This is a genomic window from Flaviramulus multivorans (assembly GCF_021728415.1).
GTDB classification, from domain to species: Bacteria; Bacteroidota; Bacteroidia; order Flavobacteriales; family Flavobacteriaceae; genus Sabulilitoribacter; species Sabulilitoribacter multivorans.
This window is the reverse complement of record NZ_JAKKDV010000001.1, coordinates 770,118-786,199: the sequence shown is the minus strand read 5'-3', so window position 1 is coordinate 786,199 and position 16,082 is coordinate 770,118. Positions and strand designations below refer to the sequence as shown.

Here is a 16,082-nt window from a genome sequence, read left to right as displayed (position 1 = left end):
TTTTAATCGGGAAGCGAGTAGTAAAAGCCCGCCCAAGCCGAAGCGCAGGAATGCCCAAAAAAAAGAAGTTTTGAGTTACATTTTATAAAAAAAATATGTAGGTTTGCACCACAAAAAATAAGAAATTATGTCGTTTTCAGATTTGTTTGATAGTGGATTTAAAAAGCGAAATGAAGATCATTTTGCGGCCATTGTTCGTGTTGCCATGGATGACGGGATTATAAGTGAAGAAGAAAAAGCGTTTTTAGATAGATTGGCTCGTAATTTAGACATTAGCGAAGCTGACTATAAAGTAATTTTAAAAGATTACAAGTCGCATCCAATTAATCCGCCTTTATCTTATGACAATCGTTTAGAACGTTTATATGATTTATCGAGAATGGTATATGTTGACCATATAAAAGGCGACCATGAAGAGGTTTTACTTAGAAAAATTGGTATTGGATTAGGGTTTCATCCTGATAATGTAAAGTATGTAGTTGATAAGGCTTTAACATTAGTTAGTAATGGAGTTGACTTAGATACCTTTATACATGAAATAAAAAATATGAATAAATAACCTTTGTTGTTTATTAAAAAAAAAGCGAACTCAATAGGTTCGCTTTTTTTTTAAATAGGGTTTATAGACGCAATTGAGGGCTAACCTCAATCAGAAAAGACACACTGAAACTTTATATTTTTATTAACAAACTTTGTTATACATTTACATAGTTATTTTATGATTAATGATAAGGTTTAACTGTTTTCTTTTAACAGTAACGCTAAGCGTCTTTTCGGTAGTTCTCTTAAGCACAGAGAACCAAGTTTCTATTAAATCAGTTAATCACAGCCATGACATAAAATTTGATCATACGTTTAATGCGATAGCAATTTCAGCTAATAATTTACTTCTAGAATTATTTAGTTTTAATGATCAAAAAAACAATAAACCCCTTCTATATTTAGAATCATACGTTGCTTTAAACAAGCTGTTTTTTAATAACAACGAGCTTTATTTAAAAACTTGTGGTTTCATTAATCTAACTTTCACTGCTAGGGAAAAAATCTACCCCTTTCATTCTTTCTTGTAGCATTCTATATTTTTTAGGCCTTTTAAAACTCTAGTTATTTCAAAATAATGACTTAGTGGGTTTTAACTATTCAAAAAAATAATTTAAAATATATACAAAATGAAAATTTCATTAATTATTGTTTCAAGCATTTTAACTTTAAGCGTTTTCGTTCCATTTTTCTTATTCATTATTAATGGAACTCATAATACTTCTAATACCAAAAAACATATTAATTACTTGCTAAAAGATAATGGGGTAGTTTATAGCGCTAAAGAAATATGGCGCAAAAACTTTTTAGGCATTAGTAATGATAAAAAAATACTAACGTACTTAAATTCGAACCAAACAAAATCCATTATTAAAAACATTAATTTAGAGGATATAAAACAGTGCAATATCCTTAAAAGTTATCATAAGGATCGAGACAAAATAGTTAGATTAAAAAGTTCAAGTTTAGAACTCGTTTTTAAATCCTCTGCCAAACAAAACATAACAATTCCTTTTTTCAACATTGACGATGATTTGAGTGAAGATTATGAGATAGAGCGCATTGAAAAATGGCATAAATTAATTTTTGATATCATTACCAAACAATCAAATATAAAATTGGCTTCTTAAATATTAGTATCCATAAAAAAAAGCGAACCATTTGGTTCGCTTTTTTTTATGTTTTATATTTATGAGAGTTTATCCCCCCGCTTGTTGTTTGGCGTCTTCAATCATTTTATCGTTAGGTAAAATAACCACATTTACACGTCTGTTTTTAGCTCGACCTTCAGCGGTTGAATTATCGTGCATTGGTTGTGTTTCACCAAACCAATTAGTTGTTAAACGCCCTGAACTTACCCCACTGCTTGTAAGATAGTTAGTTACAGCATAGGCTCTGTTTTTAGATAGTGTCATATTATAATCGGCATCTCCAACGCTATCGGTATGTCCCACTACAAGAATATTGGTATCTGGGAATTCTTTAAAAACTCCAATAAGCTTATTAAGCGTTGTTTGAGAATTGCTGTTAATATTGTATTTATTTGTTGCAAAATAAACACCACTACCTTCATCAAAAGTTACAACAATACCGTTTTCAACACGCTCTACCTGAGCACCAGGGATTTCTTCTTCAATTTTTTGAGCTTGCTTATCCATTTTATTTCCTATGAGTACACCTGCTGTACCACCTACAACACCACCAATAACAGCTCCTAATTCACCATTACCTCCTTTACCAACATTGTTTCCAATGATGGCACCTATTATAGCGCCACTTGTTGCTCCTATTACGGCTCCTTTTTGTTTGTTATTTGCGTTTTGTACAGCTTTACAGTTTGTAAAACTCATAACTAAAGTGAATACAAATAATACTATGCCTGTTTTTTTTATAAATGTTTTCATGTTTGATTATTATTTAGTGAAATTCAAGTTTATTATAAATGGTTTTCCATCTACATAAACCGTTTGTTGCCATTGCATTTGCGTTTCTGATAAGGCTTTTAACTTTAGTCTAAACCCTTGATTGGTTTCCGATTTACCTTTTTCATTCGTTGGTTTAAGAAGAAAATCATAAAGCCCTGTTTGAGCATCGACTTCTTGAATTGTGAACACAAAATGTCTTTCCCCTGTTAAACAGTTTGAATTATTAATCGTGTAAATGCCAGTATTATTATTAGGTATAAATTTCCAAGTACTGCCTTCAAAGCATTCTTTAGAAACATCGTTTAATAAAGTAACGTTAAAAGTTCCTAAAGCACTATAATCAATAGTGTTTAAAGTCCAATCTCCTTTAATAGTTTTTTTTGAATCTCTTACCGTTTTGGATGCCCCACAGGACATTAATGTTACGGTTATTAGTAATAAAATAATTCGTTTCATATAGTTTATTTTAATTAATGGCTATACTATACATACGAATTTGGTATACCTAGTAGATGTTTGTTTTTGAGCTTCAAATAATTTATAAGATTTTAAACCTCAACAAAAAAGCAAGTATTGTGTTAGTTTTCAGGATGATATGTACTTATATCTGAATTGATTTTAAAAGTTTTTTAACAAGGAATTAACTAATATTCAATACTCCTTAGTCTTCAAATTTCATGATTGTGTACTCCTTGCAATCACCTAAGCAAGAACCAAAAAATAAGCTGTCATTATATTTAAAAATAGTTTCAGCGTTTATAAATTTTTCTTTATCAGATTTAAAATCGGAAATTTTATCGAATACGTTTTCTTGAATTTCCCCTTCAATGTGCTCGAAATTTTCATTAAAAAGGCAGTTTATAAATGTACAGGTTGTATTATTGTAAGTGAGGTAGGAAAAAGTGATAGGCTCAAAAGAAGGGTTTACACTTATAAATTCTACTTGGGGTGCTGAAGGGAATCCAGAATTTGAAGGGCCTTTTGTAATCTTAAATTCATATTGGTTGAACCCATTATTAAACATATTATTATTACCCATACGATTTAATGTAGAAATATTGAGAGCATCTCTTATTCCCCCAAGCGTAATTTGGTGAATGCCATTTATATTGTAAGCTGATATCCCTATTTTTTGAGCTGTAATTTTTCTTAAAAACTTCTTGGTTTTTTCCAGTTCTCTATATTTTCCAAAGGTTAAACTCAATGAATTTACATCTTCGGCTTTATCAGAACCTTTTTCTTGTATAATAGGTGAATTTTTGAAAGTGATAGAGTCATTTTTCTCTACTCTGTACTCTTTAATAGTTGTTTTTGCTTGTAAATCTTTTATACTAAAAGCTAATTCATTTCTTGTTGAAACCAATTGAAACAATTTATCATCATATAAAAACGAATTACTTCTAAAATATTCATTTTCAGCATGAATGAATGGCTTCTCAAAATTCTCAACAGTGGCATTATGGTTTTTTAAGTTGATTTTTATAAGTTGTGTATACGATGTTGTATTGTCCACAGAAATTATAATGTCATCTTCTATAACATACATTTTAATATTCTCAGATGTCAATTCTATGGCATTCGGATTCGAACTTTGAATTTTATGAACTTCAATTGTTTTTCTAATAATTCGATCATCAGATAATGCAAAATTCAATGAGCTAACACCGTTTTTTTTACTTAGAAATTTTTCTTTACTTAAATCGAAGTACGTTTTTTCATACTTACCATCACTATCAAACGTATAAAGGTTGAAACCATTTTCTATTGCAGTGAGTATATAGAAGTTATTTTTATGTGAAATAGATTGCAAAAAAGACTCTTTTTTATACTCAAAATCAATTTCTACCAGTTTTGTCACTTGAAGGTCAAATGAAAAACTAATCATTCCGAAAGCTGTATACTTGTCATTACATATGAAAAGATTATAACTCCCATTACTAATACTGGTTCCTAAAAACTCCTTATACTTTTTAGCTAAAGTTTCTGACGTTACAGTATTAAGTAGCTCAAATTTATTATTGTACAAGTAGGCGTAAATAAAATCTTTATCCTTTAAAAAAACAGCTAAATCATCTGAATAATAGTCGACAATCGTAAATGTTTTTTCTATTTCCCGATCACTTGTTTTAAGCGTGTTTTTAATTCTTAAAACTTCTTCTTGAGCAATTCCACAAAAAGATGAAACAATCAGTGCAACATAAAATATTTTTTTCTTCATAAATAGAATGTCTAGCTAATTTGTAATCCGTTTTTAACATTTGTACCAGCATCCGGATTTACAAACACCAACTTCCCTTCTGGAGTTTCTGTCATTAAAATCATGCCTTCACTTTCAACTCCTCGCAACGCTCTAGGTGCTAGATTCACTAAAACGGTTACTTTTTTACCTACCACTTCTTCCGGTGTAAAACTTTCAGCAATCCCTGACACGATAGTTCTTACATCAATACCTGTATCTACTTTTAAAACCAACAGTTTTTTGGTTTTTGTCATTTTTTCAGCCTCTAAAATAGTCCCGACACGTATATCTAATTTGGTGAAATCGTCAAACGTAATAGTCTCTTTTTGGGGCTCAACGGTTTTTTTAGCTACTTCGTTTGCTTTTTTGCTAGCTGCTAATTTATCAAGTTGAAATTGAATGGTCTCGTCTTCAATTTTAGAAAATAATAATTCGGCTTTCCCTATCTGGTGACCCGCAGGGAGTAATACTTTTTTGGTACTTATTTGATTCCAGGTGTTCTCGATACGATTCTCCGCTGTCGAATCACTCGAACTGACATTCAAAATTGATTTTAACTTCGCAGAAGTAAATGGCAAAAACGGTTCGCTTAACGTTGCTAAAGCGGAAGCGATTTGAAGCGCCACAAACATGATAGTTTTGGTACGTTCTTCATCTACTTTTACCACTTTCCAAGGTTCAGCATCGGCTAAGTATTTATTTCCAAGACGTGCTAAATTCATCATTTCTTGTCCCGCTTCTCTAAAACGATAACGCTCAATAGAGCTTGCTATCACATCTGGATACGCTTTTACAGCAGCCAACGTTTCTTCATCAACTTGCGAGAACTCAGAAGGCTGTGGTACAATACCATCATAGTATTTATTGGTTAAAACCACCACCCGGTTTATAAAATTCCCAAAAATAGCCACTAATTCATTATTATTTCTCGCTTGAAACTCTTTCCATGTAAAGTCGTTATCCTTTGTTTCAGGAGCACTCGCATTTAAAGCGTAGCGTAATACATCTTGCTGACCTGGGAACTCTTTCAAATAATCAGGTAACCACACAGCCCAGTTTTTTGAAGTAGACAATTTATTGCCTTCTAAATTCAAAAACTCATTTGCTGGCACATTCTCTGGTAGGATATAACTGCCTTCCGCTTTTAACATGGCCGGAAAAATAATGCAATGAAAAACGATGTTGTCTTTCCCAATAAAATGCACCAGTTTAGTGTCTTTGTCTTTCCAATAGGGTTCCCAATCTTTTCCTTCGCGTGCAGCCCATTCTTTGGTTGAAGAGATGTAACCAATAGGTGCATCAAACCAAACATAAAGTACTTTTCCTTCGCCTCCTTCTGCTGGAACAGGAATTCCCCAATCTAAATCGCGCGTTACGGCACGCGGACGCAAACCATCATCTATCCACGATTTTACTTGCCCGTATACATTAGGTTTCCAATCTTTTTTATGCCCTTTTAAAATCCAGTCTTTTAAAAAACCTTCATATCGGTCTAATGGTAAAAACCAATGCTTTGTTTCTTTTAAAGTAGGGACATTACCCGTTAAAGCAGACTTAGGATTAATTAAATCGGTAGCATTCAAACTGCTCCCACAATTTTCGCATTGGTCGCCGTAAGCTTCTTCGTTACCACATTTAGGGCAAGTTCCCGTAACAAATCTATCGGCTAAAAACTGTTTAGCTTCTTCATCATACAATTGTTCTGTAACCTCTTCAATAAACTCGCCTTTTACATTTAAGGTTTTGAAAAACTCCGAAGCCGTTTCGTGATGAATTGGCGCTGATGTTCGTGAATAATTATCATAGGTAATCCCAAATTCTTCAAACGATTTTTTAATAATAGCATGGTATTTATCCACCACATCTTGCGGAGAAATGCCTTCATTCTTTGCTTTAATGGTGATAGGAACTCCATGTTCATCACTACCACCTATCAGTGCTACATCGTTTCCAGTTAATCGCAAATAGCGTGCATAAATATCTGCTGGCACATAAACTCCTGCTAAATGCCCAATATGAATGGGGCCATTGGTATAAGGTAACGCTGTGGTAATGGTATATCGTTTTGGTGTGCTCATCAATCTAAAATTAAGCCGTAAAAGTACACATTTTGAGTTCGATTTAGAAAAAAAATGTACATTTACATTATGTCAAAAAACCTACTAATTTTAAGTTTATTTTGTATTGCTTTTTTCTTCGGGAAAAATCTTGTTTTAGCACAAAGTAGCTTATCTCAAAACACTAAAGAATTGATACAGCCACCATACCTAAAAATAGGCGATACCGTTGCTATTGTTGCGCCTTCTGGAATTTTAAAGAATAGAACCAAAGAAATTGACCAAGCCAAAGATTTACTTAAAAGTTGGGGACTAAATGTAGTTGTTGGGAAACACGTCTTTAGTAAAGCCAATCATTTTGCAGGAACAGATGACGAGCGTTGTGAAGATTTTCAGAACGCTTTAAACGATCCAACAGTTAGTGCTATTTGGTGTGCACGAGGTGGTTACGGAACAGTTAGAATTTTAGATAAGTTAGATTTTTCAATATTCAAAAAGAAACCTAAGTGGGTAATTGGGTATTCCGATATTACAGCACTTCATAATCAAATACATAATGTGGGTGTTGAAAGCATTCACGCTATGATGTGTACCAGTTTACAGGACGATTTAAGTAGCATCGCTGAAACCGTTTCAACTTTTAAAGATGCCATTTTTGGTAAGTCTTTAAGCTACACTTTAAAAGGTTCAAAACATAATAAAACAGGGCAAGCATCAGGTGAATTAGTTGGTGGTAATTTAACTATGTTGCATACTATGTTGGGTTCAAAAACTAGTATTGATGTTTCTGGAAAAATATTATTTATTGAAGAAATTGGGGAGTATAAATACCATATCGATCGTATGCTACAAAGCTTAAAACGTGCTGGTTATTTTGATGATTGTAAAGGACTGATTGTTGGCGATATGAGTAAACTTAGAAAAAACACAACCCTTTGGGGAACATCTGTTGAACAACTAATTTTAGATGCACTAGCCGATTTTGATTTCCCAATTGCTTTTAATATGCCTGCTGGTCATGAAAAAGATAATCGGGCTATGATTTTGGGAAGAACAATACAATTAACTGTTGGCAGTGAGCAGTCAACAGTTATTTTTGAGTAGTTAGTGTCTTAATTAGACCCCAAATTGCTTTAAATGATGGTCTAAATGCTTGTAAAATAAATTATTCCATTCGCTCGCTGTTAATTTTCCAAAAGAATGTGATGGTTTATTATCAAAATACGCACTTCCTAAACTTTGTGTCTTTTTTAAAAAATCAATTAACCTAGCTTTTTCCTCAACAAAATTTTTGGCATTAGAAATGACAAACTCTGGTGCCGTCCTACTGTTTTTCTTATAGGGTTTTTCGCTAACTACAAAAGGCTTCACAACAGCTTTTAGCATGAATTTTTTAAATGCATTAGGCTTTTGGTGTTTGGTGTCATAAATCATCTCATAAGTCACATTACAATGCGCTAACATCTGGTCAACACTCATTTTACCCCATAAAGGTTTTGCATAAGCATCCAACTTATTAATTCTTTCAATAATAGCATTAGTTTCACTTAAATCGAAGATGTTTTTCATCTGTTAATATTTATTCGTTTTCAATGGTCATATGTAATGCCCAAATTACTATTTCGGTGGGTTTACAAAAATTGTGAATGGCATTTCATGATTCAAATTTTTGATAGTTAAAACCCACGCTCCTTTTGCAACTGCTCGTAGGCCGCTTGTACTTGTCTAAATTTTTCTTCTGCGCCCACTTGATGCTCTTTTCCTAAATGAATTACTTTATCAGGATGATATTTTTTAGCCATCTTTCTGTAAGCCTGTTTAATTTCATCAACTGACGCGTTTTTATCAATCTCTAATACTTTATAAGCATTATCACTACTGTTATAAAACATGGCTTTTATACTCTCATAATCGCGAGTACTAATGCCTAAATAACCCGCTATAGTATAAATTTGGCGTTCTTCATCACTGGTTACAGTGCCATCAGCTTTTGCTATACCAAACAAAAAATGCATAAGTTGCAAACGTGATGGATGATCCATCATTTGACGAATTTGCAAACACACAGGTCTGACCGATACATTTTGTTTGCTAATACCTTTAAACAGCTTGAAAGCGTGGTTTGCTCGTTCTTTACCATACATGTTTAAAAACTGTTGGCGCACAAAATCCAACTCACGTTGGTCTTGTTTACCATCGGCTTTTATAACTACGGAGGCTAAAATGAGAAGACTTACCTCAAAATCGCCCGATTGGGTTTGCGGACGTTGTCTTGGTTGTGTTCTATAAGTTGTTCCTCTTTTTCTTTGCGTGCGTCGGCCTTCCTCTAAAAAAGGGCGGTCATTTCCATTAGTCATGGCGTCTACCATACTGCCAATTGCAAGCCCTATTATCGCACCGATGGGACCTCCAAACGACCATCCTAAAGCACCTCCTATCCATTTTGAAAAACTCATGTAACTTTATTGTTTTTATATGTTCAAATATACTATTGTTAGTTGAGTTTTTAATGCTTTTGTTACGCAACCTATTTCAATATTTTGCATCTATTTTAAAAAATAAATGAAAACAAAACTTTTTATAATAGTAATATCTACTTTAATCATAGGTGCTTCAAGTTGTAAAACAGATGATGATTTTAATCCTGTAATTTGTACAACAGAATATGTTTATGGACTAAAGATTACGTTGAAAGATATTGATACAGATGCTATAATTACTGAGGGAGTAACTATTGAAGCTATTGATGGACCCCATCAAGAAACATTAGTGCTTAGTGAATCTTCAAATTCTTTTTATGGAGCAGGGGAACGAGCTGGAACTTATACGTTAACTATAACGTCTCTTGATTACCAAACCTATGTAAGTGATCCCATTGAAGTCTCTCGTGATGAATGTCATGTAATTACTGAGACTATTGAAATTTTGCTGCAATCAAATTAAAGCCGCTGCTTTTTCGTTAAGGATAGGAGCGACATCCTTTTTTATGTTCGACACGTTTCATCATCTTAAGATTCCGAACTAAATTCGGAATAAAAAAGATATAGCGTATAGCCTGACCTTATAACGCCATAAGCGTTTTAAGGGAACGCCCAAACAAAAATTGTATGATTTTTGATTAACTTTGCACAGTATTAATTATGAAATAAAAATTTAAAAATATGTATCCAGCAGAATTAGTAAAACCAATGCGTGAAGATTTAACCAAAGTTGGTTTCGAAGAATTGCATACTGCTGAAGCGGTTGATGCTGCTTTAGCAAAAGAAGGAACTACATTGGTAGTGGTAAATTCAGTTTGTGGGTGTGCTGCAGCCAATGCGCGTCCAGGAGCTAGAATGAGTTTGCAAAATGCAAAAAAACCTGACCATATTGTAACGGTTTTTGCGGGTGTTGATAGAGAAGCTGTTGATGCTGCAAGAGGTTATATGGTGCCATTCCCACCAAGTTCTCCGAGTATGGCATTGTTTAAAAATGGCGAATTAGTGCACATGTTAGAGCGTCATCATATTGAAGGACGTCCTGCAGAATTGATAGCAGAAAACCTTGTTGATGCTTATAACGAGCATTGTTAAGACATACGGAAGTATAAAAATTAAAATATTAAAAACCACGATTTGTTCGTGGTTTTTTTGTGCTTAAAACTCATTGAATTACCTTTGTTTTATGATTAAAATATTGGCATATCCATTAACCGTAATTTATTACATACTCTTTTTACTAACCTTAGTAATATTCCACCCTATACAATGGTTTTGCTTTAATGTTTTAGGTTATAAGGCTCATAAAATAAGTGTAGATTGGTTACAGTTTTTCCTGATGCGTTGTATGAATGTTTTAGGAACTCGTTTTACTTTCAATAATCCACATAAAATCGATACAACTCAACCCCTTATAATAGTTGCTAATCATCAAAGTATGTATGATATATCACCTATTATGTGGTATATGCGAAAACATCATCCAAAATTTATTAGCAAAATTGAATTGGGTAAAGGGATTCCTAGTGTGTCATATAATTTGCGTCATGGCGGTTCGGTTTTAATTGATAGAAAAAATCCGAGGCAATCCCTACCTGCTATTATGAAATTTGGGGAATACATTGAAGAGACTAAACGGGCTGCTGTTATTTTCCCTGAAGGTACACGAAGTAAAAATGGCACACCAAAACCTTTTCAAACTAAAGGCTTAGAGATATTATTAAAAAAAATACCTTCGGCCTTAATTGTTCCTATTTCCATAAATAATTCATGGAAAACGTTAAAATATGGTAAATTCCCAATGGGTTTAGGCACTCATATTACTTTTACTGTACATAAACCTATAAATTTAGCTACCTTTGATAATAAGCAGGAACTTATTAATAGTATTGAAACTACTATAAAAGAACATATACACCCTTAAAACATTCAGATGTCGTTAAAAAATGTGCGGTTAGAAGTGATGCAGTTTTTGGAAAAAGACGTAGAATCTCTTATTGAAAAATATCTAATTCCTATAGAGAAAATTTGGCAACCAACAGATTTTCTTCCAAATTCAGAAGGTGATAACTTTTTTGAAGAGGTTAGAGAAATACGTGAGCTATCAAAAGAATTATCATATGATTTTTGGGTAGTTCTGGTGGGCGATATGATTACTGAAGAAGCCTTACCCACCTACGAATCGTGGTTAATGGATGTAGAAGGTGTAAAACAACAAGACCGAGAAAACCCTTGGGCAAAATGGGTACGCCACTGGACCGGAGAAGAAAACCGCCATGGTGATGTACTTAACAAATACTTATACCTTTCTGGGCGCGTAAACATGCGCGAAATTGAAAAAACCACACAATATTTAATTGCTGATGGTTTTGATATCGGTACCGATAGAGATCCTTATAAAAACTTTGTTTACACCAGTTTTCAGGAGTTAGCCACTTACATTTCCCATAATCGGGTTGCAAAAATTGCTAAAAAAAATGGGAATAAACAACTAGGGAAAATGTGTCAGATTATTTCGGGTGATGAAATGAGACATCACAATGCATATTCAGAATTTGTAGAACGCATTTTTCAGGTAGACCCTAGCCAAATGATGATGGCGTTTTATGATATGATGAAGCTTAAAATAGCAATGCCTGCTCATTTTTTAAGAGAGTCTGGGAATAAAATTAGTACAGCTTTCGAAGAGTTTTCAAATACGGCACAACGAATTGGGGTTTACACCTCAACAGACTATGTTGATATTTTAGACAAGCTTATCAAACGTTGGGAAATTGATAAAATTACGAACTTAACCGATGAGGCTGAAAAAGCTAGAGATTATTTAATGAATCTGCCCACAAGAATGTATCGTTTATCCGAACGAATTAAAATCCCTGAAAACTCATTTCAGTTTAAATGGGTAGAACCGGCGATAATAAAATAATTGTTATTATAAATTCCTTTCCAAACCGAGAGGAATTTTTATTTTTATGCAATTATGACTTCAGAAGATATAATCAACAAAACCATTTCATTTGTAAAACATACTTTGGCTGATGCTGAAGGTGGACACGATTGGTTTCATATTGAGCGGGTTTATAAAAATGCCTTGTTAATTGCTAAATCGGAACCCGTGGAAACCTTCGTTGTTTCACTTGGAGCCTTACTTCATGACATTGCCGATAGTAAATTTCATAATGGTGATGAAACTATTGGTCCTAAAGTAGCACGTGAATTTTTATTTAAAATGAATGTAGATTCTTCTGTAATAGAGCACGTGGTTAATATTATTGAAAATATTTCATTTAAAGGCGGCAATGAAACTCAAACATTTAAATCGCCCGAGTTAGACGTTGTACAAGATGCCGACCGTTTGGATGCCATAGGAGCCATTGGTATTGCACGCTGTTTTAACTATGGTGGTTTTAAAAATAGGCCACTTTACAATCCTGATATAAAGCCTAACTTAAATATGACGAAAGAAGCATACAAAGCGTCTAACGCGCCTACCATAAATCATTTTTATGAAAAACTATTGCTATTAAAAGACCGTATGAATACCAATACGGGGAAACGCATTGCCGAAGAGCGTCATAAGTTTATGGAACTATACTTAAAACAATTCTATTCCGAATGGAAAGGCCTAAAGTAATATCTATTTTAATGCTTTAGATTACTGAATAATATGTTTAATCTCCTTTCGGTAGCTTGATGCACTTTTGCCTGTAATCTCATTAAACTGCTTATTAAAATGCGAGAAATTATTAAATCCGCATTCAAAACAAATATCAGCAATACTCATCTGGCTTTCATTTAAAAGTTTAGTGGCATGCACCACACGATGCTCATTTACCAGTTGTGTAAAGGTTTTTCCAGTGGTTTTCTTAAAATATCTACAAAATGCAGGCACCGTCATGCTTACTTTATCAGCTATTTCATCGAGCGTGATATGGCTTTGAAAATTAGCATTTACATACTTATAAATGGTGCTAATCTTAGCACTGTCTTGTGGATTTGTTTCGAGTGCTAACCCATCTGCATTTAAAACCGTGTAATTTTCGGTATTAGCTAGTAAATTTAAAATATTCAGCAACTTTAATAATTGTTCTAAACCACCATATTGTACCAGCTTCATTATTTTAGGACCTACAACAGCTTTAATATCTATCCCGAATTTAATACCTTTTTTAGCGCGATCAAATAATGCTGAAACATTTGCCATTTCTGGGATATTTATAAAATCATTTCCTAAAAAATCTGCTTTAAATTGTATGGTAGTTTCAGTTCCGTTCGCTGTAAGGCGATCTGCAAATCCATTATGTGGTAAATTTTCGCCTATAAGTATAAGCTGACTGTTATTAAAATATGATAGATGGTTTCCAATATGTGTTTTTCCTTGTCCTTTGTTTACGTAAACGAGTTCTAACTCTGGGTGAAAATGCCAAAAAGCATTGTTTTTGTCTACTTTTTCTGCATGCTGTCTCACTAATATAGAACTACCAAAACTAGGGCTAAGTTTTTCTAATGTAGGTTTCTTATTAATCATGTAAACTATTTTAAAACAAATTTACTATATATTATGCATACATTATATGTTTAATTGCCATAATTATATGTTATTTTACCTTAACATTCTCTTAACACTAATTTAATGGATAAAATACCATATAAAATAGTCAAAATTGATGTTTTCTAACACGTATATCACGTGTATCTTTGTAGTGTTAAACATTATGAATCCCAAATCATGAATAACCTAATCTTCAATCCTTAATATTTAGTTAAGTTTAGGTAACATGAAAACAGATAAACTCTATCCTAATAGAGTAACAGAATTCATTAATAATTAGTTTAATGTCTTATTTAGTTTAGTTGGTAAAAGTGAGCTGTGGTGGCTCACTTTTTTTATACATATAATTAAAATTGAATATTTTTAAACTGTACTCTTTTAACAAAAATATATACTAAATTAACTTTACAAAAACTTAACTTAATAATAACAGATAAAATAGCATATAAACTCATTAAAATCCATGTTTTATAAACTTTAATTCCCCTATATCTTTGCAGTGTTGAACGTTAAAAAAACCAAATCATGAAAAACGTAATTAAACACTCAAAAAAAGGAATCTTAATGGTAACATTGTTTGCTACCTTGTTAAGTTTCGCAAATGAAGCTTCATTCTACAGAATTAAAAATGATGCTAAAAGAACCTCACTTACTTTAAGAAATGTAAAGAAAGGAAACCAATTATCTATTATAGATAATCACGGTGTAGTATTATACAAAGAACTTATTGAACGATCTGGTATTTACACGAAAGGATTTGATTTAACATCGCTTCCTGATGGTAGTTATATTTTTGAATTAGACAAAGATTTAGAAATTAATAAAATACCATTTACAGTAACATCTAATAAGGTGGAATTCAATAAAACTGGAGAAAAAACAATTTTTAAACCTTATACTAGAGTTAAAGGGAATGTAGTTTATGTTACAAAACTTGCTTTAAACGAAGAGCCATTGAAAATTGAGATTTACTCTAGAGGTTCTAATGGTAAAGAGCTTGTTTTCTCTGAAAAAATTGAAAACACAAAAAACATTCAAAAGGCTTTCAGATTACCTAATTTGGCAAAAAGTAATTACAAAATTGTGTATTACACTGACGGCAGAACATTTACATCAAATATTTAATTAAAAATTTTCAACATTAATGGTAAAAGTGGGTGTAACAACCCACTTTTTTTGTTTAAAATAACTTTAATTGTCCATCTTTAAAAGACTCATGTAAATCACAATTCAATTTAGGCATTGCTTTATCTTTAAAATACTTATGTCTTGCCAGCTTAACCAGATTATTAATTTGCTCCGCTATTTTACCTTCACCACGCATTCTTGTTTTGTACCGCGAATCGTTTAAAGTACCACCATGGCAACTTTCTATCTGATGCAATACTTTGTCAGCTTTATCAGGCATGGTTTTATTAATCCAATCTGTAAAAATCTGTCCAATAGCACCATTCAGTCGTACAATAGTATGCGCTATTGATAGTGCCCCATGTTCACTTACTGCTTTGGCTAATGGTAAAATTTCATGACTGTTTATGGAAGGAATTATAGGTGCCAACATCACATCTACCGGAATATTATTATTACTCAATATTTTTACGGTTTCCAAACGCCGCTTTGTGGTGGCTGTTCTAGGTTCTAAAACACGGCGCGTTTCTTCTGATAAAGAAGTAATCGACACATTCACACTTATTAAACCATCGGCTGTTAATGCTTTTAAAAGATCTAAATCTCTTAGAATTAAGGCGTTTTTTGTAATAATAGAAACTGGATGTTTGTACTTTAAAAATACCTCCAGACACTGTCGTGTAATTTCAAATTCCTTTTCAGCTGGTTGGTAGCAATCTGTGTTACCAGACATAACAATAGGGTAGGCTTTCCAACTTTTCTTTTTTAGTAGGTTTTCTAATAGTTTAGGCGCGTCTTTTTTTACTAAAATACGTCGCTCAAAATCTAACCCTGCACTGTAACCCCAATATTCATGTGAGTTTCTGGCGTAACAATAAATACACCCATGTTCGCAACCTTGGTAAGCATTCATGGAATATAACATACCAACATCAGGACTTTCTACTTTATTTACTATAGTTTTAGGGAAAACAGGTAAGTAAAGTGTTTTGTTTTTATCGCTTGCTTCACCTTCTTTATGGCAAAATTCAAGAAAATCATCACGTATTTCGTGGCTTAATTCGAAGAAACGATTGGGTACATTAAGCTGTGCACCACGACCTTTTAAAGTAGCTTTGGGGTTCATTAAAGTAAAATTTAAGGTTTGTTGCTGTTTTGAGTAGC

The 16,082-nt window shown here is 32.9% G+C and carries 17 protein-coding genes; 9 read left to right on the top strand and 8 right to left on the bottom strand.

Annotated features, from left to right (window positions below; translation table 11 throughout):
• Nucleotides 1–127: 127 nt before the first annotated feature.
• Together L3X39_RS03535 and L3X39_RS03530 are read left to right on the top strand one after the other, a co-directional pair.
• The gene (locus L3X39_RS03535) at nt 128–559 is read left to right on the top strand and encodes a tellurite resistance TerB family protein (protein ID WP_237230364.1); all 432 of its coding nucleotides are present in this window, start codon (nt 128–130) and stop codon (nt 557–559) included.
• 610 nt (nt 560–1,169) lie between these two features.
• Nucleotides 1,170–1,670, top strand: a complete 501-nt coding sequence (locus L3X39_RS03530) for a hypothetical protein (protein ID WP_237230363.1) — start codon at nt 1,170–1,172, stop codon at nt 1,668–1,670.
• A gap of 69 nt (nt 1,671–1,739) precedes the next feature.
• Here L3X39_RS03530 and L3X39_RS03525 read toward each other — a convergent pair whose 3' ends face one another.
• From L3X39_RS03525 to metG, 4 genes are all read right to left on the bottom strand, one after another.
• Nucleotides 1,740–2,444: a YiaD family glycine zipper/OmpA-like lipoprotein gene (locus tag L3X39_RS03525; protein WP_237230362.1), complete on the bottom strand. Its 705-nt coding sequence runs from the start codon at nt 2,442–2,444 to the stop codon at nt 1,740–1,742.
• A 9-nt stretch (nt 2,445–2,453) separates the two neighbouring features.
• Nucleotides 2,454–2,921, bottom strand: coding sequence for a lipocalin family protein (locus L3X39_RS03520; protein WP_237230361.1), 468 nt, complete (start codon nt 2,919–2,921; stop codon nt 2,454–2,456).
• Nucleotides 2,922–3,126: 205 nt separating this feature from the next.
• Nucleotides 3,127–4,683 carry a hypothetical protein gene (locus L3X39_RS03515; RefSeq protein ID WP_237230360.1) on the bottom strand — a complete coding sequence of 519 codons (1,557 nt, stop codon included), beginning with the start codon at nt 4,681–4,683 and terminating at the stop codon, nt 3,127–3,129.
• Between the two features lie 11 nt (nt 4,684–4,694).
• Nucleotides 4,695–6,782 (bottom strand): methionine--tRNA ligase, encoded by a 2,088-nt coding sequence (gene metG, locus L3X39_RS03510; protein WP_237230359.1) that lies wholly within the window; start codon nt 6,780–6,782, stop codon nt 4,695–4,697.
• A gap of 69 nt (nt 6,783–6,851) precedes the next feature.
• Between metG and L3X39_RS03505 the strand changes: the two genes are divergently transcribed.
• Entirely contained in the window at nt 6,852–7,865 is a 1,014-nt protein-coding gene (locus L3X39_RS03505; RefSeq protein ID WP_237230358.1) for a S66 peptidase family protein, read from the top strand.
• A gap of 12 nt (nt 7,866–7,877) precedes the next feature.
• Here L3X39_RS03505 and L3X39_RS03500 read toward each other — a convergent pair whose 3' ends face one another.
• Nucleotides 7,878–8,330, bottom strand: coding sequence for a DUF1569 domain-containing protein (locus tag L3X39_RS03500; protein ID WP_237230357.1), 453 nt, complete (start codon nt 8,328–8,330; stop codon nt 7,878–7,880).
• A 107-nt stretch (nt 8,331–8,437) separates the two neighbouring features.
• Complete coding sequence (locus tag L3X39_RS03495) at nt 8,438–9,217, bottom strand: TerB family tellurite resistance protein (RefSeq protein WP_237230356.1); 780 nt, start codon at nt 9,215–9,217, stop codon at nt 8,438–8,440.
• A gap of 232 nt (nt 9,218–9,449) precedes the next feature.
• Between L3X39_RS03495 and L3X39_RS03490 the strand changes: the two genes are divergently transcribed.
• The 5 genes from L3X39_RS03490 to L3X39_RS03470 all read left to right on the top strand — a co-directional run bounded on the left by L3X39_RS03490 (nt 9,450) and on the right by L3X39_RS03470 (nt 12,872).
• On the top strand, nt 9,450–9,704 hold the full coding sequence (locus L3X39_RS03490) for a hypothetical protein (RefSeq protein ID WP_237230355.1): 255 nt from the start codon (nt 9,450–9,452) through the stop codon (nt 9,702–9,704).
• A 218-nt stretch (nt 9,705–9,922) separates the two neighbouring features.
• Nucleotides 9,923–10,333: a BrxA/BrxB family bacilliredoxin gene (locus L3X39_RS03485; RefSeq protein ID WP_237230354.1), complete on the top strand. Its 411-nt coding sequence runs from the start codon at nt 9,923–9,925 to the stop codon at nt 10,331–10,333.
• Nucleotides 10,334–10,424: 91 nt separating this feature from the next.
• Nucleotides 10,425–11,162, top strand: a complete 738-nt coding sequence (locus L3X39_RS03480) for a lysophospholipid acyltransferase family protein (RefSeq protein WP_237230353.1) — start codon at nt 10,425–10,427, stop codon at nt 11,160–11,162.
• Nucleotides 11,163–11,171: 9 nt separating this feature from the next.
• A complete protein-coding gene (locus L3X39_RS03475; protein WP_237230352.1) occupies nt 11,172–12,164 on the top strand; it encodes an acyl-ACP desaturase in 993 nt (330 codons plus the stop codon).
• 54 nt (nt 12,165–12,218) lie between these two features.
• The gene (locus L3X39_RS03470; protein ID WP_237230351.1) at nt 12,219–12,872 is read left to right on the top strand and encodes an HD domain-containing protein; all 654 of its coding nucleotides are present in this window, start codon (nt 12,219–12,221) and stop codon (nt 12,870–12,872) included.
• A 21-nt stretch (nt 12,873–12,893) separates the two neighbouring features.
• On the opposite strand, the gene L3X39_RS03465 is transcribed toward L3X39_RS03470, so the two are convergent.
• Nucleotides 12,894–13,766, bottom strand: a complete 873-nt coding sequence (locus L3X39_RS03465) for an AraC family transcriptional regulator (RefSeq protein ID WP_237230350.1) — start codon at nt 13,764–13,766, stop codon at nt 12,894–12,896.
• 549 nt (nt 13,767–14,315) lie between these two features.
• Here L3X39_RS03465 and L3X39_RS03460 point away from each other — a divergent pair.
• Nucleotides 14,316–14,915, top strand: coding sequence for a hypothetical protein (locus L3X39_RS03460; RefSeq protein ID WP_237230349.1), 600 nt, complete (start codon nt 14,316–14,318; stop codon nt 14,913–14,915).
• Between the two features lie 55 nt (nt 14,916–14,970).
• On the opposite strand, the gene L3X39_RS03455 is transcribed toward L3X39_RS03460, so the two are convergent.
• Nucleotides 14,971–16,044: a PA0069 family radical SAM protein gene (locus tag L3X39_RS03455; protein WP_237230348.1), complete on the bottom strand. Its 1,074-nt coding sequence runs from the start codon at nt 16,042–16,044 to the stop codon at nt 14,971–14,973.
• Between the last annotated feature and the right edge of the window lie 38 nt (nt 16,045–16,082).